Raw genomic sequence first — 18,601 nt, 5'->3', positions numbered from 1 at the left:
ATTCCCCCTTTTTATACGCTCATCCTTTATATAAGCAATAATTATGCCAACTTCATATTCTTGATAAGTAAATGCGAGAAATACCCTATTATATAAGAGAATAAATATTTTTAAGTGCTGTACTAAAACGATATTTACTATCATATTCATTACTTGTTATATATGTAAACGCTCTTTTATTGGTGCAAACACACAAAAACCGCCGGTTATTCGGCGGTTTTGTCATACTTGCTCAGTTTATATTGAAGCGTTTGACGCGGAATACCTAACATTTTTGCTGCTTGCAAAATATTCCCTTCCGTTTCAATTAACGCTTGATCTATTAATTCCTTTTCCATTTGATGAAGAGCTTCCCTAAGCGGTAATATACTTTTCTTCTTCGGAAGTTTCTCTTTCCGAAATGTTCGTGGCAAGCAATTTGCTGTTAACGAATTCCCTTCTGTAATAATGACAGCATGTTCAATCGTATGCTTTAACTCACGAACATTTCCAGGCCATTGATAAGCTTGTAATCTTTCTTTCGCTTCCTTATCAATTTGAAGTACACCTTTTTTATAACTTTTATTATATTCTTTCAAAAAGTAAGACGCTAATAACAGTACATCCTCAGTTCTTTCGCGAAGCGGCGGGATATATAATGAAAACACATTTAATCGATAGTATAAATCAGTGCGAATTTTATTTTCTCTTAAACATACTTCTGGAGGCTGATTCATTGCAGTAATAACGCGAACATCTACTTTTCTCGTCTTATTATCACCAATGCGACGAATAACTCCATCTTCTAATACACGTAGCATTTTTGCTTGTAAATCAAGCGGCATTGAATTCAGTTCATCTAAAAATAATGTCCCTCCATCTACAAGTTCAAATAATCCTGCTCGTTCGATTGCCCCTGTATAACTACCTTTTGTCGTGCCAAACAGCAAACTTTCTAATAGCGACTCTGGCAAAGCTGCACAGTTTTGTGCAATAAACGGCTTGTTTTTTCGTTTAGAAGCTTCATGAATCGCTTGCACAAATAGCTCTTTCCCCGTTCCGGTTTCACCATATATTAAAACATTCGCATCGGTTGGCGCTACTTTTTGTGCTAACTCTTTCGTCTGTTTAAAGCGGGAATCATCAGTTACAATTGTCTCGAATGCAACATGCTTTTTCACCGTTTTTTTGCTAGTCGATCGTTTTATTTTCGATTGTAGATCTACAATCGTATCAGTAAGCTTTTGAATAGTAGAATAATCTTTCGCAATTTCTACAGCACCAGCAATATTTCCATCTATTAAAATAGGTAACGTTGTATTGACCGTACAAACGTCTTCCCCATTTAAATTTTGGTAATGTTGAACTTGGTGTACGATTGGTTTTTTTGTATCTAATACTTTCATCAACGTACTTGTTTCTCTGGATAATGACGGGAATGCTTCTAATAAATGCTTTCCTAGCACATTTTCAATTTTAGATCCATCATGTTTTGCAGCAACTGTATTATAAAATATTGTAATCCCATTTTCATCTACTGCATGTATGGCCTCATCTATACTGCCCAAAATCGCTTCAATGACTTCCTGTGTCGAAACTGCTAGCAATGTCATCCTCCCTTTTGCCGAAAATCCAGCAAATTCAACGCCGAATTTCCGGCACCCTCTGTGCGATTATAAGCATGACGATTCCGTTCTATTATTTTGATGAAATGTATATATATTTTTATTGCTTATTTATGGTTAAGTGAAACTTTAATCAGTGGGGCTTTATTATTAACCCGACTCCCACTTAACTTCTTTGCTTTACAGCCGAATTTTGAGGCGGGAGTCTTACTGCTTTCGAATAGCTTGATAAATCTTTCACCCATATATTCATATCTTCCAACTTATCAAAAATGTAGCAATTATTCGCAAGCCTTCCCGTATATGTATAGCCTAATTGATGAAAGGCTGCATTCATACCGAAAGATAGCGAGCGAGCAATTGTATAAGAACAAAAAATAGATTTTTCTTGGAGCTCTTCCTCCAATTTAATTAACAGACTTTTCATGAAACCATGTTTTCGATATTCAGGTAATGTAGCACAATTCGTTAATTCTGCATTACCTTCTTTCACGTTCATTTCAGCAGATGCTGTACTAATAATTTTTCCCTCGAATTCATAAACATAGTAAATTGTATCGTCTTCCTTCATCGTCTGCTTTACATAATTCCCATCATTTAAAGGTGTCGGATAAACTTCAAATACTTTTCCAAAGACAATTGCTAATTCTTCCGCATCCTCTTCTGTCGCTTTTCTTAACACAAATTCCTCTGGGACTATTTTTTCTTTCACTTCTTTTTCTTTTACACCACTTAAAATAGTATCTTCCTCAGTCCAATGAATACTATTTCGTCTTTCATCATTATGATATTTCACGAAGAAGTGCGCATCGTGCCCTTGAAAATAATGAGGTATCGTTGCTTCCAGTAAGAAACCGAAAGAGAGCCATGTTGAAACATGCTCTCCCTTTCCTTTAATAATACATTTAGTGAAAGAATGTTTCTTTGCTAATTCATCGATTGTTTGTATGATGCTTTCAACATTTCCTGTATAGTGATCAACTCTAATACGTTTATTAAAATAATCTAAAACCCCTTCTACTGTATAATGCTTTGTCTGTTCACTAAAAGATTCATAGTATTTCATTTTTTCACCTCACACCAATCTAGTAATGTACATGCAATTATTTTTGCGGCAGCAATCATTTTATCAACTTCTATATATTCGTTTGGATAGTGTGCTACTTTCGTCTCTCCTGGACCAAATACTATCGTGGGTACGTTAGCTATTTGTGTGAACAAACCTCCATCTGTTCCCCATGGCGAAGCTTCTATAATCGGCTCGTTCCCTTCGATTTCAACAAAGTTATGTTGAAGCGTTGTAATAAGTGGATGATTTTCTTCTAGTTCACCAGGAACCCATCTAGCCCCAAACCATTCTACTTCTACAGGATTTTTTACAAACCAACTATCCACATCTTTTAATTCACCAATCCAGCCCTCAAACTCTTCTTTTGCTGCCTCTATAGTCTCATTCGGCGCAATACCACATCTTCCTTCTAAAATTAATGAATCGGGAACAGAACTTGGCCAGCTTCCCCCTTCAATTTTCCCAACGTTAATTGGAATTGGAATCGGAATCCCCTTAAATAACGGATCTGTAATTCGACCATTTCTCTTCTCTTCTAATTTTCTCAAATGCTCTACAACAAACATACTTTTTTCAATTGCACTTACTCCTTCATAACGTGTACCACCATGTGCTGCTTTTCCTTTTATATGTAGACGAAACCACATTGATCCTTGTTGTTTCGGAAAAAACTTCATATTCGTCGGCTCAGGAATAATAACGCCATCTGCCTTATATCCTCGTAAAATAGCAGCTAATGTTCCTGCCCCACCGCTCTCTTCTTCTATTACACTTTGAAAATGTATATCACCTTTTAGTTCAATACCAGATTCAATAATCGCTTCCATCGCAAGCATAAGTGAAACATTGCCGCCTTTCATATCTGTTGTTCCACGTCCATATATGCGGTTTCCTATTTTCTCTCCACTATATGGATGATGGTCCCACTGATTTACATCCCCTTCTGGCACGACATCAATATGCCCGTTTAAAATCATAGATTTCCCTTCGCCACTTCCTTTTAAAGTCGCTACAATATTCGGGCTATCTGTAAAACTTGTACGAGGTGATACGAAATAAGGGTGATCTTTCATTTCATTAAAAGCAGGCTCCCAAATATCAAGATCTAGACCTAACTCACGCAACTTTTCAATAACAATTGCCTGCGCACCACTTTCATCACCAGATACGCTCTTTTCTTGAATTAATCGTGTTAAAAATTTTACACTCTCTTCTTCATGACCCTCAATATAATCACAAACTTGTTTTTTTAATTGCTCCATATATTACAACTCCCCTCATTCAATTACTAGTAAATTTGAGCTTATATGAAAATCAGCTGTCGTATGTCGTTTTACATCTTCTACAGTATATGGACTCATTAATTCTTGTAAGACAAGTCCTCTTTGGGTCACTTCCATGACAGCCATGTCTGTAATAATTAAATCTACACATTTTTTCGAAGTTAATGGCAATGTACATTCCGAAACAATCTTTGCATTTCCGTATTTATCAACATGATTCATCACAACAACGACCCGCTTCGCTTTTTGCGCTAAATCCATCGCTCCTCCAATACCTGGAACGCGTTTTCCTGGTACAATCCAGTTCGCTAAATCACCATTTTCACTTACTTGTAACGAACCAAGTATCGTAACATCAAGTAATCCTTTTCGAATCATGCCAAACGCCATGCAACTATCAAAATAACTTGCTCCTGTAATAAGAGATGTTGGTAAACCAGCTGCGTTACATAAATTCTCATCTTCATTCCCTTTACTTGGCGTTGGTCCCATACCAACAATACCGTTTTCCGCATGAAACATAACATTCATATCTTCTGGCAAATGATTCGGTACAAGCGATGGAATTCCAATACCTAAATTTACAAGCATACCATTCTGAATTTCTTTCGCTGCACGTCTTGCAATCTTATCTCTTACTTCTACGCCCATACCCATTTCCAATTCACTCCTTCCGATGGCACGATATAATTTACAAATACACCTGGGACGACAATTTCTTCTGGATCTAAACTTCCAAGTGGAACAATTTCTTCTGCTTCTACTATCGTTATGTCACCAGCCATAGCTACGTGTGGATTCATATTACGAGCACTTTTATCAAATACAAGATTGCCAAACGGATCCGCTTTTTTCGCATATACAATTGCGACTTCAGCCGTTAAAGCTGTTTCAACTAAATATGTCTTTCCATTCATTTCAACTGTACGCTTTCCTTCTTCTACAATCGTATCAACACCAACGTCAACTAAAATACCACCAAGCCCTACACCACCAGCGCGAATACGCTCTGCGAGTGTTCCTTGCGGAGAGAATTCAATTTGCAATCTTCCTTCATTTAATTGTCTTCCCGCATTTGGATTTGACCCAATATGAGAAGTAACTAAAGATTTAACCCTTTCATTCGTAACAAGACGACCGATTCCTACATCAGGAAATCCAGTATCATTTCCTATTAAATTTAAATTTGTAATGCCTTTATCTAAAACAGCTTGAATTAAAGATGGAGGGGATCCGATTCCTCCAAATCCCCCAAACATTAATGTCATATCATCATGGAACAAAGAAATTACTTCCTCTATTTCTTTTAATTTACCGAATGTATTTGTAATAGTTGTCATGCGATACTATGCCCTCCTTTTTGCATCATCTCTTCCACGCTCTTTACAAAAATTGAAAGTAATTCATCTAACTCGGAATATGTAGTTGTCATTGGTGGTGCAACAAGCAGTGCACTATCCTCTTTTCCTGCTTGCCCTGAAACAGCTTGGTATAAGAGCAGTCCATTTTTAGCAGCAACTGAAATAAGCTCCGACGCTTTTGTAAACGGTTGCAATTCTATTCCAATTAGCAATCCTTTTCCACGCACATCGGCAATGATTGTCGATTGTTGCTGAACTTTCTGCAAGCCTTTTAATAAATACTCTCCCTTTTCTGCTGTTTTTTCAGGTAAATTATGTTTCTCCATATATTCAATAACAGCTAAAGCCGTTGCTGCAGACAATGGATTTGCACTAAGCGTATGCCCGCTCATTACAGAACGTGATCCACGTAAAATCGGCTCCATAACACGGTCACTTACAACTGTTGCTGCCATTGGTGTATAACCTGCTCCTAGCCCCTTACCAAGGGTCATAATATCCGGTTCTACACCCCAGTGCTCCATCGCAAACCATGCACCAGTACGACCAAGTCCAGTCATTACTTCATCCGCAATAAATAATATATCGTAATGACTACAAATATCTTTAATTACTTTATAGTATTCTTTCGGTGGGACAACCGCTCCTCCAGCAGCTCCGATAATCGGTTCAGCAATAAAAGCTGCAATATGTTCTGCACCAATTCGATCAATCGCTCTTTCTAGTTCAGTCGCACAAGAAAGTTGACATGTTGGATATACCTTTTGTACAGGACATCTAAAACAGTATGGAGCTGGAATAGTCGGATAATCTTCCAAAATAGAAACGAAACGTTGTCTGCGCAGTGGATGCCCAGACATAGATAAAGCTCCCATTGTAATCCCGTGATAGCTCATCCACCGTGACAAAATTTTATGTTTCCCTTGAATGCCACGCTCCTGAAAATGCTGAATTGCGATTTTCATAGCTGTTTCATTTGCTTCCGTACCACTATTCACAAAAAAGCTCCAGTTCAAATCTCCTACACATAAATCACTTAACTTCTTCGCTAATTTTTCAGCTGGTTCACTCGTAAACTGTGATCTATAAACGAAAGCGATCTCCTCTGCCTGTTTTTTTATAACTTCTGCTATCTCTGCTACGCCATGTCCAATACCTGCCGTAATCGCTCCAGACGAACCATCAAAATATTTATTTCCGTTTTGATCATACAAATACACACCTTTTCCATGTGAAATCATCGGATACGGCTGACCAACAAGTGGTTTAATTAAGTAATCGCGCATAGCGCTCCCCCATTTCTCCAATTTGTATATGTATATGAAGAAAATTGACGTTTCTTTCATAAAAAAGAATCCTCTGCAAAAGCAGTGAATTTATCAAAAAACTATTATAAAATATACAAATGACTGCTAAATATTATTTTAAAAACAGAAAATTCAGAACTGAAAATGAAGACCAACCTTACCTGTACGCTTAAATACCCCTTCCTGATTTAAGATAACAGCAAATTGAATATTTTTTTAATATAATATCAACTTTCCTCAATTGCTGACATTGTGTAAACTTCGACGAAACTCCCGTTATTCTCCTTCCTATTATCCTACTTTATATTGCATATTTTCAAACAAAATTCGACATTTTACTTCGCCTCATTTATCATAACTATTTCTTAACAAATAGTACCACCTGTTTAGAACAATAAAAAAAGAACCGATTAACCACATTAATCAGTTCGGCACGACGCTCTTTTATCGGTATTACCTTATCCAACGCATCACTAAAATTAATAGAAATACTCATAATACAAATCCATAATTCGTCCCACAGCCTATAGCACCAAATCCTCCATAACTTCATTCCCAATAACTATGGGGATTTCCCCATCCCAATGGTTCCACTCCTTCCATCAAAGTCAAACTACCTTTCCTTTATAATTTATGTAGGACAATTATCGATTTGTATGTGTGTTTGCCTATAAATAAAAAAATCCCCATTTAAACTTTTCCTTCTAGAAAGGCAAGTTTTTTGCATAACCTCTTTCTAGCTTCGCATATATTTGTAATGATGATAAAGGAGGAATGTTCATGACTCAATCCGAAATTGAAAAATACGGCCAAGAAGCTGCACGTTACGAACAGCTCGCTCGTTACTATCAATATAGCAATCCTAAAAGATATGTAGAACTCTATATGAAATACTATGATGCAATTACAAAACTTGTACAAGCATATGAAAAGAGAGATTCACAAGAAGCGACTTTACCGTCACATATGAGAATCTTCCACACAGCTCCCCATACACCAGCAGTTGATATTATAATAAACGGACAAAAGGTTATTAAAAATATTTCTTTTAAACAATTCAGTCCGTATTTATCATTAGTGCAAGGTAAATACCGTATTGATATTGTCCCTGTCGGAAACGAAACTCCAATATTTTCAGCATTAGTACCAATAATGGGGAATCACACTTATACCCTTGCAGCGGTCAATAGCGATAATCATCTCCAATTACAACCCATTCTTGATAATACTCATTTACCATCTGGTCAAGCAAAAATACGATTTGCACATTTTTCACCAGACACTCCAGTTGTAAATGTAAATTTAAAAGATGGGGATCATTTATTTGAAAATGTACTCTTTAAGCAAATAACAGATTTTTTACAAGTTAGCCCTGGTACAGCAGATATTGAAGTTTCACTTGCTGATACAAAAAAAGTTCTATTAACCATTCCAAAATTCAACGTTGAACCAAATACAATTTACACAATTTCAATAGTTGGTTATTCAACTGAGGATCCAAAATTAGAAACCGTTATACTTACAAATTAAAACAGTCTACACCATTCGCATGGTGTAGACTGTTTACTTTTGAAACGTAATTTGAAATTCTGTCCAATCGTTATCCGAACGACACAATATGGATCCTTTATGTTTTTCTACAATTTGTTTACATACAAATAGTCCAATACCAGTTCCTAGCTTTTTAGTAGTTACAAATGGCTCAAAAATAGTCTCTACATTGTCTGCTGGAATCATAGGTCCATTATTTTTTATAACAATGCGAACAGCTTGATCCTCTTCAAATACATCAATGATAATTTTCCGCTCTTCTTTCACCGATTCAAGAGCATCAATCGAATTCATTAAAATATTTAAAACTACTTGCTTCACTTCACTCCGGTAACCAACGAGTGGAATAGGATACGGCAAATTCTTTTCAATCAAAACATTTGCATTAACTAAACTTGGATATAAGAATTGTATAATATCTTGAAATAAGTCATTTACCAAAAAACGTTCAGATTCATTCCACATTTCTTTTTTCGATACAAGTAAAAATTGCGAAATCCTAAAATTTAATTGATCTAATTCATGTGAAATAATATCTAAATACGATAGATTAGGGTGATCTGTCTTCAATAACTTTACAAATCCCATAATCGAAGTTAGCGGATTACGAAATTCATGTACAAAACTAGCCGACATTTGCCCTAGAATCGTAAGCCTTTCTTTATGTGTTTCATTTATATATTGCTGTTTTTCTTCTAAATTCCTCGATATAATTTCTGAGTATTTTAAAACGGTATAATAAATTAATTTGTCAAAACAAGTATGTATTTTGGCCATAATCGGTTTCAGTTCTCGAGCGCTTACATCCAATTCGCACATCGCTTCAAAAAGTTCATTTCTTCCCACATTTGCATTGTAAACAAAATCTCCAATATTCGCATCTGCCCCTGCACGCTCAATGGCAATTTTCTCACATAATGGCTGAAGATAATTAATGTCTTTATCTTCCATAATAAGTTCGATAATTAACTCTAATAAATTCGCTCCATTTTGAACTACCTCTTGTTTAAATGGATCTTTTTCGGAAATTATCATTTTGTTTTTCCAGTTCTCTACGAATTGGTGCCTGTTGTTTTTCAAGTGCGAACAAAATACTTCTTTAATATCCTTATCGATTGGAAAAACCTCCATTCCTCCATTTCCATACGACGAATACCCTTTATATTTTGAATATTAACACAAAAAATACATTTCGTTAATAGATTTTTGTCACATTTTGTTAATTTCTGTTGATAAAATTTATTTTTCCTTTCTTATTTAAATAAGTTGTATTCCTATATCCCATTCCCTTCTCATTTTTTAAATTATTTTCCTGTTCAAAACTACTTTTTTTTTTGCATCCTTTTTAATTCTTGCGTACAATAAGAAGTGAAAGGTGTGAAAAATATGGTAAATAAAAATGTGGAAGACTATCTCCAAGAAGGCATATATGGCCAAAAGCAAAACAAACCAGAAGAACGTAATATGTACTTAACTACATTACGTGAGCGTGTAGAAATCGCTTTAACAATCGGTCAAGTAATGCAAAGTAATGTGTATACAGAAGTAACGGGTAACATACGTTCTTCTCAATCATTACAACTATTCCTAAATGGAAGCATTGCTTACCCACATTTATCAAAATACATTAAATTAGCAACTGAAAAAAATATTCATTTTACAATTGTTCAAAATAAAGGTACTGAAACACCAATAGGTTTAGTACTCTCTCATAGCACTGCTGTAGATAAAGAACATATTTATGTCGAAGATGATATTTTCAAACAAGAAATGAAGTAAAAGGTACACTTGATTAAATGTAATCGTTCCGAGAAACGTAAAACAAACAATAAAAAACGAGTATGGAATCGTAAACATTTCCTGCTCGTTTTTTATTGCGGTGTTTAAGCTCGATCTACTTTATTTTTTAATACACACTAATTTCATTTCTGTCATTTCTTCTATTGCATATTTAATCCCTTCACGGCCTGTTCCACTCTCTTTCACACCGCCATAAGGCATATGATCTACTCTGAACGTTGGAATATCATTAATCATGACACCACCGACTTCTAATTCATCAATTGCACGCATTGCCTTACATAGATTGTTTGTAAATACACCTGCTTGTAATCCATAGCGTGAATTATTTACTTGTTCTAAAGCCTCATCAAATTCTTTAAATGTATTTACAGTCATAAGTGGACCAAATACTTCTTGGCACTGAACAGATACATAATCTGGAACATTTGTTAATACAGTTGGTTCAAAAATCCTTGCATCACGTTTGTTACCACCGTATACAACATTAGCTCCTTCCTTAACAGCCTCTTCCACCCATGAATTTATACGTTCTACATCTTTTTTTGAAATAAGTGCTGATACATCTGTTTCTTCATGAAGCGGATCTCCTACTACAACGTTTTCCATTGCTTTCGTTAATTTTGTAATAAACTCTTCCATTTTGCGTTCATGCACAAAAACACGTTGTACTGAAATACAAACTTGTCCATTATTCACAAACGCGCCCCATTTTACACGTTCAATTATTTCGTCTGTCAATTCAACATCTTCATCAATAATTACTGCAGCGTTCGATCCTAATTCTAACGTCACTCGTTTCAACCCGGCTTTTGCCTTAATTCCAATACCTACTTTCGGACTTCCTGTAAAAGTAATACTAGCAACGTTCTCATCTTTTACTAATGCCTCACCTACAACAGATCCAGGTCCAGAAATTATATTGAAAGCTCCCTTTGGTAAACCAGCTTCTTCAAATAATTCTACCAATGCATACGAAGAAAGTGGCGTTTGGTCGGCAGGCTTTAGCACAATAGTATTTCCAGCCGCAATTGCTGGGCCTACCTTATGTGCTACTAAATTAAGTGGAAAATTAAATGGTGTAATAGCACCAATAACCCCGATTGGTTGTCGAATTGTATACGCTATACGGCCACCTGCTCCTGGTGCAGCATCTAATGGTAACGTCTCACCATATATTCGCTTCGCTTCTTCAGCTGCAAACTTATATGTTTGAACAGTGCGATCTACTTCTCCACGTGCAGCACGAATTGGTTTTGCAGCTTCTTTTGCGATAATCTCTGCAAACTCTTCTCTTCTCTCATCCATTTTTTGTGCAACCTTTTCTAAAATAGTTGCACGGTCGTATGCGGATAATTTTTTCATTTCTTTCATTGCATTTTTGGCCGAAACTATTGCTTCCTTAACGTCATCTTCTGTACCTTGCGCAATCTCCGCTAATGTTTCTTCAGAATATGGTGCATACAATGGTTTATACGTCTCCACTGATTTCCATACCCCATTTATATATAAATGTTTTTTCATAGTGGTTCTCCTTCCGAATATATGTATACAATAATACATTTCATTTATTTCACCTAGTGAAAGGTCTGACTTGTGTAATTGTATCATAGCCCTAATACATCAAAAAAACATTTTGCTCAAAAAAACTCTGCTACAAAGCAGAGTTTACGAACTAATTTGTTCTTGGAGCGAAATCTTTTTTTCATCTCCTACAATAACAATCGATTCTGAAGGTTTCGTTACTTCTAATCTCTTAATATAGTGTCCATCTAATTTTTTCACGCAAAATTTATAATTTTCAATCTCAATGGTATCACCCTCGGAAATCTCAATATTTTTTGTTAGGATCCAACCGCCAATCGTATCGACATCATCGTCGTCAATAGTCAAACCTAATAATGCGTTCACTTCACTAACAAGTACTTTTCCCTCTAAAATCGTTTTCGTCTCACTAACTTGTTGGATTTCCGGTTGTTCATCAGTATCGAACTCATCTTGAATATCCCCTACAATTTCTTCTAAAATATCTTCAACGGTTACAAGACCTGATGTACCACCATATTCATCAATTAATATAGCGATATGTGTTCTTTCTCTTTGCATTTTTAAAAATAGATCATGAATTGGGATAGATTCAATAACTAAAATAATTGGCCTAATATATTGCTCCACTGTCTTTTCACTAACAACTCGGTGCTTCACAAAATCTGTAAATATATCTTTAAAATTCACAAAGCCTATTACATGGTCCTTATCACCATCAACAACCGGATACCTCGTATATTTTTCATGAGACATTTTTTGTAAAGCCTCTTCAGCAGGCATTTCTTTATTTAAAATATTCATCTCTGTTCGTGGTACCATTATTTCTTTCGCAATACGATCATCAAATTCAAATATTTTATTCACATACTTATATTCAGATTGATTAATCTCACCATTTTTATAACTTTCTGAAACTAACAACCGCAATTCTTCTTCTGAATGCACTTCATCATGCCCTTTTGGTGGTTTCAACCCAAGAAACTTTGTAATTAACCGAGCTGATCCATTTAAAATCCAAATGAATGGGAATGCAATACGATAAAACAAAATGAGTGGCTTAGCAACAAAGAAACTCACTTGTTCTGCTTTTTGAATCGCAAATGTTTTTGGAGCTAACTCTCCTACTACCACATGGAAAAATGTGATAAACAAAAATACTAAAATTATAGCTAAAATGTCTGCGAGTTGAGTAGGGACGTTCCAATTTGCAAACAACACATCAAACATGTGCTTTAGCGCAGGTTTACCAGACCACCCAATCCCAAGAGCTGTAACAGTTATTCCTAATTGACAAGCTGATAAATATTCGTCTAAGTTTGTAATGATTGTTTTGACAGATATTGCACGATTATTTCCTTTTGCAATTAAATAGTCAATTCGTGAACTCCTCACTTTAACAATTGCAAATTCTGCTGCAACGAAAAATGCCGTTAAGGCAATTAAAACAATCACTATACTTATACTATATATGTCCAAATACTTTTCCTTACTTACAGTGTAAGCAAGGAAGCCACCTCCTACTTAAATTTATTCAAGTGAAGTAAGCATTCTTATACTCTAATAAAATTCTACATTAGTAACCACCTTTTTATATATTATATGCATACATAAAAAAGATATTTATAATTATGATAATCTAATTAGCTTATTATCGTCAAACTATAATAAGCCCAATTTTCCGATAACTAAAAATGATTTATATAAATAGTATGTGCTAAACAGCTGAACTTCGTGAAAAAACACTTTCTTTGCCGATTCCACACTTCTTTTGTCACACCTGAAGGGAACTTGCTACATAACTAGAAATCATTCAACAGGATATATATAGGAGGGATTATTTTGGAATATAAAACACCATTTATCGCAAAGAAATTAGGTGTTAGCCCAAAGGCTGTTGTCCGGATTGCACAACAATTAAATCTTACGATTAAAAAAAATAAATATGGTCATTTTATTTTCACACAAGGTGATTTAGATCTAATGTTAGAATACCATCGCTCTCAAATGGACCAGCCTCAAAACTCTCAAACTACTCAAAAACCATCTTCAAATGATGTAGAAAAATTAAAAACTCAAGTAAACACAATTGTTCAAAACACATCATCGAATGATTTTGAGCAATTAACAGCTCAATTTACCACAATTACGAGAAGACTAGATCGAATGGAAGAACAAATGCAAGATAAAGCAAATGATGTCGTTACATACCAACTTTTACAACATCGCCGCGAAATAGAGGAAATGTTAGAACGAATTCAAAAACTAGAAGCTGCCCTAAAAAAAGAAGAACCAATATACATTACTCCTGATGCAAAACCAACATATGAAAGAGAAAAGAAACCGAAGCGTCGTAAAATGATTTTTAGTATATTTGGACTATAATATTTTAGACCCTTATTCTGAGAATAAGGGTCTACTTTTTGTATGAAAACAGATGCCTTTAATAAGTAACTCTTCTTCATACTATACATATTCATATATTTTCATTTTGTTAACATAATATTTTTACTGTATTCTGCAATAAGTGCCTGCGCATGAGCATTCCCTTGAATAATATCACGGAATTCTTTCAAAGAATACAGATGTGTAGCCCCTTTTCGAGCATGAATTCGCACTGGTACACCTTGTAAAGTATCATGAAACTGGAATGGACTATCTATCGGTTCGATTGGAAAACCGAGTGTAAGTAAATACATATACATTCTTTTTGTAACTGCTGCAATATACCATTCCGCTTTCGTCTCTAACGCATGCATAAATAAAATAGCTGCCAGCCTTTTGAAATGTCCTCTCCCCCGAGACGTTTTCGCAATACTTAACTTTCCTATTTCATACACATTTTTCAAATCTTTCACTAAATCATTTTTAGAAAACGGATAGAAAAACTCAGAATTTGATTGTTCAGGTACTGTAAACTTAATACATTCTACTGTACCAATATGATGTTCATCTTCTATTAATAAAAATCGTGATGGATTTAAATTACGTTCTACAAACATTAAGTTTCTTTCTTCACAAAAGTCTCCCCACAGTTGCTCGAACCAAAAATGCTCTTCCTTTGTTTGAACACGCTGGAACATATTTAACCGCCTTTCCCATCGCCGCTCTGTTTTTGATAACGCTTTCACTTACTATCATATAAGAACAAATCTTCGTATGCAACTAAAAATATTTATGTCTTATTATATTCTGCAAAATGAATTAAATTCCTACTTATTAGTCATTCATGCACATGTAAAAACCCTTAATTCCCCATACTATTACAAACATAAAAAGATTCAATTACTCTAATAAAAAATAATAATCACTATCAAGTTCGAACCGTATAATGTGTCTTTCCGTACTGCATATAATTCTTCTTAACCTAAAGAAATCCTTCATTAAAAAGGATTTCTTTTACATTTTATTACTTTTTAACCATTTCTCAAAAATTTGAATCATCCCATGCTTCCCAGCCAACTTCTCTTCTCCTTGTTTCGTTTTATATGGATATAGTTGTAAAAACACTCCACATCCAGATTCAATTTTTTTACTATGCATATGGCTACCTGGATATACACAAATCACTTCATAAATCGCTCTTCGCTTAAAAATTCGTTTACCATCCTGTTCTTCTACATACTTAATAGACCAGTATTTATACATTTGCTCCGTTGCTTTCGTATTACCGACAGGCTGAAAAATATTGTACATAGGGCTGTATTTCACTTCGATAATAATAGAAGATTTATATACATACTTCTCTTCTTCCTTTACATAACAATCTAAACGAATATCCGGCTTCTTTGTGTCCTCTCCGTTATAAAAATTACTTCCTTTGCTTAGTGCAATAAGAGGGTGTGTTTCAATTAAATCATTAAACGCGACGTGCACTTTTATATCATCTCGATGTAAAATCACTGTCGTTCCATCTTGTAATCCGTCTAAATAAAAATGTTCTTGTATTTGTTCACGAATAGGATTCTTATCTTCAAATCCGATTTGTTCTAATATAGAAATAACGATAAAAAAGCGTAATACTCATACACTAAAAACGTTGGTTTATATACGAATAATAAAGATGGGGGTTGCTCCGTATGTTGCGGTAACAATTCTAAATGGTGGATTAATTGTTGATGCGGTATAGATAAAATGTTCGAATTAATGGTAGCTGTTTCAGAAACTTCCCTCCAAAATGGAGAATACAATAAATTTCGAAAGTATTGCACACTTTCATATACGATATGAGCTAATATTTTATATTCTTGTATTTTCACAGAACTTTTCCGTAAATCTGCTTCTTTCAGTAAATGTAGATTTCTATATTTTTGTTTTTCCCTATCCGTCACGGATCCATTTCGTTCAATCGTTTTCATAATTGTTTTAACAGCTTGAAATTCATCTGACTTTTTCTTCTTTTCTCCTTCTAGTATTTCAATAGTTTTACGTACAAAAATTTCTGCTTCAAGTAAATAATAATAGAATTGCATCGTTTTAAATTTAAGAAATGCATTTTCAATACTATTTTTTTGCTCCTTAAATTTACGGTTGTAATATTTCGCATAAAGCTTTCTTTCTGTCATAATGGCAGTTTTTCTCGTTGCCTTCCGCGCTTTCGTTTCCCATTCATATTCGTGTACAAATTCCGCATTCGATTCTACTTTCTTAAAAATTTGTTTTATTCTTTTCATTTTTTGTGGCAACTTTCTTAACAATACCAAATAAGAAGAATCTTCAATATCGCTAAGTGCTGAGAAAGTTTTCTTGTAATAACCTCTATCTAAAATTAACTCGTTTAAAATTGACTTCACATAATCTTGAATCATTTCAAATTGGTCATCAAAAAAGTTTTTAGGAACAACTTGAAACGCACCATAATAAGTTTTATCTTCTATACGCACTTCAAAATGGTATAAGCCACAGCGCCACGGATAAAAAAATTCAGTTTTTCCATGTTCATACACTAATACTCTTTGTTTTTTTTCATTTAATTCATATTGTGACTCTTTTATATTCTTTTGTCCCTCATATACTTTATTCCATATGAATGTAATATCCATTGGATTTTGATAATGGAAATGTAATTTCAGTGGTTTTAATTCCTGTACTTTATAAATACATTGAACTAATGCTGTAGTAGACGTACAAAGCCGGTTTAAAAGGATAAAATCGCCTTTCCCCTCAGTACCAATAATTAGCTTCAATACAAACGGGAGCGTTTCTTTCGTATCGACGATTGCTGTTTCATAACGCTCCTCATTTTGCATAGCCATACAGCTCCAGTTCTCTACGCTTTTGTCTTATATAAGCTAAAGAATGTTCAAATGTAGATACACGATTTGCAAGCGGAGACTGTAAAAGTGGTATCAATGTCGCTCCCCTTTTTGCTTCTTCAGAAAGTAGAGGGCCCACTGTCATTTCTGTCCCCCTTAATTTCGTTAATACACGCTGCTTTATTTGCAAATCAAAACCTTCTTCCCTGCTAATCATATAGGACTGATTATTTTGGAACGGTATATTTTGCAAATACGTAGCGATTGCGCTTGCACATCGGAAAGAAATTCCTTTTGATATATCGTGTGATGATAATACATCATGTAACTTATCCAATAACTCTAATTCCTCTTCAGTATACACTTCGATCATCTCTTTATTCCTAAACCAATTGAGTCGAAATTCTCCCGTTGTTACTTTCAGCGGGGGTTGCTGAACAACTTTCTCATGTTCTATACTCATCTCGCAAAACGGAATTTTTTGTAATGTAATCAAATTTGTTCGATCTAATAATCGATCGGAAAGCTCTTTCGTCGTTTCATCAAAATTTACAGTGCCTACGAAAATAATATTCTCACCAATTTCCACTGAAGGTGGAATTTGATTTTCTATTTCTTGTACTTTCTCATACAAACTCAAAATACGATTTTTCTTTTCAAGTTGAAGAACGGATAGAAACGGAGTAAACCAATGCTCAATATGTGACATGTTCATTTCATCGAACACAATTATGTACAATTGATTTGGATTTTCTTTAGCCTTTAACAATGTCCGAACTAACTTCGTTTCACTTTCAATAAAATTACCATTCGGATGAAGGTAACCGAGAATATCATGTGGTTCTTGATACGATGGTGAAATCGGAATCCAAATTAATTCTTCCCCATAACGTAACCCAAGTGATTCTGCATAAGCTTGCACAAAGCGTGATTTCCCAACACCTGGTATACCACCAACAATTGTTAACATATTGGTTTTAATACTAATGTGAAAATTATATATATCTGTATCATCCAAATATAACCCTTTATTACGAACCATACTTTGTACATACTGCAAAAAAGAGGATTCACGCTCATCCCATTCCCAGTCATCCTTTTGCATTTTAATATCTTCTACTTCAACTAACTTACCTTCTTCAGCAATTCGTTTATTTAGTTGGTCATACACATTTTCACTTACAAAATATAAATGATCATCTACTGCTATTTCTACATGTTTCATCCAATCGTTTATTTCAATATATTTGCATTCTTTTCTTTGCTCAAAATATGAAATTGAACTTATTGATGATTTTAACGATAAATTTCCATATAGCCTTCCCTCATGCCACAATAATTCTGGAGGCTCAAAGTCTTTTGGTAATTTAGGCATAAGAAATGATAAATAACCGTTGCTTAACTTCCGTTCCAATGACGCTCTCTTTTTATAATTTGAGACCTTTGGTGAAGGAATCACTTTATATGAAGATGCTATTTCCCGAGGCTCTTCTGTGCATATTAATTCCAGAAATAAATTTCCACGATCATAATAAAGACGAAACATAACCAGTTGCTTTTCTAATTTATGCTTCTTTAAATCAGTAAAGATTTTTTCATTCTTTTTATTACTGCATAATCCTTCAAACAAATATTTTCCAGTCGGAAATAACTCTTGTAAAGTTAAAGGTATTGAAGAAAGACATTGTACAAAGAAATTTTCTCCATTCTTCTCTCCCTCAGCTTTTGCAAACTTCCCAATAAACCTCATATAATACATTCGCTTTATAAAACTTGGATGAAGAGCTTTATGTAATTTCAACGTAGTCACCTTCTTTTTTTCATAC

General features: G+C 34.6%; 14 protein-coding genes and 1 pseudogene. 3 read left to right on the top strand and 12 right to left on the bottom strand.

Annotated features, from left to right (window positions below):
- Nucleotides 1-206 precede the first annotated feature (206 nt).
- The 6 genes from rocR to JFU54_RS27190 form a co-directional block, all read right to left on the bottom strand.
- Nucleotides 207-1,592 carry an arginine utilization transcriptional regulator RocR gene (gene rocR / locus JFU54_RS27215; protein WP_002012652.1) on the bottom strand — a complete coding sequence of 462 codons (1,386 nt, stop codon included), beginning with the start codon at nt 1,590-1,592 and terminating at the stop codon, nt 207-209.
- 178 nt (nt 1,593-1,770) lie between these two features.
- Nucleotides 1,771-2,670: a putative beta-lysine N-acetyltransferase gene (gene ablB, locus JFU54_RS27210; RefSeq protein ID WP_002085802.1), complete on the bottom strand. Its 900-nt coding sequence runs from the start codon at nt 2,668-2,670 to the stop codon at nt 1,771-1,773.
- Nucleotides 2,667-3,935 carry a peptidase gene (locus tag JFU54_RS27205; RefSeq protein ID WP_002012655.1) on the bottom strand — a complete coding sequence of 423 codons (1,269 nt, stop codon included), beginning with the start codon at nt 3,933-3,935 and terminating at the stop codon, nt 2,667-2,669. Before JFU54_RS27205 ends, ablB begins: the two co-directional genes overlap by 4 nt.
- Before the next feature lie 15 nt (nt 3,936-3,950).
- Entirely contained in the window at nt 3,951-4,613 is a 663-nt protein-coding gene (locus JFU54_RS27200) for a CoA transferase subunit B (RefSeq protein ID WP_002127246.1), read from the bottom strand.
- Nucleotides 4,598-5,296 carry an acetate CoA-transferase subunit alpha gene (atoD, locus tag JFU54_RS27195; RefSeq protein ID WP_002085805.1) on the bottom strand — a complete coding sequence of 233 codons (699 nt, stop codon included), beginning with the start codon at nt 5,294-5,296 and terminating at the stop codon, nt 4,598-4,600. Before atoD ends, JFU54_RS27200 begins: the two co-directional genes overlap by 16 nt.
- Complete coding sequence (locus JFU54_RS27190; protein WP_033708325.1) at nt 5,293-6,603, bottom strand: aspartate aminotransferase family protein; 1,311 nt, start codon at nt 6,601-6,603, stop codon at nt 5,293-5,295. Before JFU54_RS27190 ends, atoD begins: the two co-directional genes overlap by 4 nt.
- A gap of 801 nt (nt 6,604-7,404) precedes the next feature.
- On the opposite strand from JFU54_RS27190, the gene JFU54_RS27185 reads away from it, so the two are divergent.
- Nucleotides 7,405-8,154, top strand: coding sequence for a DUF4397 domain-containing protein (locus JFU54_RS27185; RefSeq protein ID WP_002012659.1), 750 nt, complete (start codon nt 7,405-7,407; stop codon nt 8,152-8,154).
- Between the two features lie 33 nt (nt 8,155-8,187).
- Here JFU54_RS27185 and JFU54_RS27180 read toward each other — a convergent pair whose 3' ends face one another.
- Nucleotides 8,188-9,306, bottom strand: coding sequence for a BA2291 family sporulation histidine kinase (locus JFU54_RS27180; protein ID WP_002065228.1), 1,119 nt, complete (start codon nt 9,304-9,306; stop codon nt 8,188-8,190).
- A gap of 255 nt (nt 9,307-9,561) precedes the next feature.
- On the opposite strand from JFU54_RS27180, the gene JFU54_RS27175 reads away from it, so the two are divergent.
- On the top strand, nt 9,562-9,954 hold the full coding sequence (locus JFU54_RS27175; RefSeq protein ID WP_002141658.1) for a YueI family protein: 393 nt from the start codon (nt 9,562-9,564) through the stop codon (nt 9,952-9,954).
- 120 nt (nt 9,955-10,074) lie between these two features.
- On the opposite strand, the gene JFU54_RS27170 is transcribed toward JFU54_RS27175, so the two are convergent.
- Together JFU54_RS27170 and JFU54_RS27165 are read right to left on the bottom strand one after the other, a co-directional pair.
- Entirely contained in the window at nt 10,075-11,499 is a 1,425-nt protein-coding gene (locus JFU54_RS27170; protein ID WP_002012663.1) for an aldehyde dehydrogenase family protein, read from the bottom strand.
- A gap of 144 nt (nt 11,500-11,643) precedes the next feature.
- Nucleotides 11,644-12,999: a hemolysin family protein gene (locus JFU54_RS27165; RefSeq protein ID WP_002127238.1), complete on the bottom strand. Its 1,356-nt coding sequence runs from the start codon at nt 12,997-12,999 to the stop codon at nt 11,644-11,646.
- 363 nt (nt 13,000-13,362) lie between these two features.
- Between JFU54_RS27165 and racA the strand changes: the two genes are divergently transcribed.
- Nucleotides 13,363-13,905, top strand: a complete 543-nt coding sequence (racA, locus tag JFU54_RS27160) for a chromosome-anchoring protein RacA (protein ID WP_002012665.1) — start codon at nt 13,363-13,365, stop codon at nt 13,903-13,905.
- Between the two features lie 101 nt (nt 13,906-14,006).
- On the opposite strand, the gene JFU54_RS27155 is transcribed toward racA, so the two are convergent.
- From JFU54_RS27155 to JFU54_RS27145, 3 genes and pseudogenes are all read right to left on the bottom strand, one after another.
- Nucleotides 14,007-14,603, bottom strand: a complete 597-nt coding sequence (locus JFU54_RS27155; RefSeq protein WP_002085820.1) for a hypothetical protein — start codon at nt 14,601-14,603, stop codon at nt 14,007-14,009.
- A 316-nt stretch (nt 14,604-14,919) separates the two neighbouring features.
- Nucleotides 14,920-16,769, bottom strand: a pseudogene (locus JFU54_RS27150) (hypothetical protein).
- On the bottom strand, nt 16,759-18,576 hold the full coding sequence (locus JFU54_RS27145; RefSeq protein ID WP_002012669.1) for an AAA family ATPase: 1,818 nt from the start codon (nt 18,574-18,576) through the stop codon (nt 16,759-16,761). The pseudogene JFU54_RS27150 and the gene JFU54_RS27145 overlap by 11 nt, the downstream one beginning before the upstream one ends.
- Nucleotides 18,577-18,601 lie beyond the last annotated feature (25 nt).

The sequence above is a fragment of the Bacillus sp. TH19 genome, assembly GCF_016651075.1.
In the GTDB taxonomy this organism is placed as follows: domain Bacteria; phylum Bacillota; class Bacilli; order Bacillales; family Bacillaceae_G; genus Bacillus_A; species Bacillus_A mycoides.
Note: the sequence above shows the minus strand (reverse complement) of the source record. Positions and strands in the feature narration are given on the sequence as shown.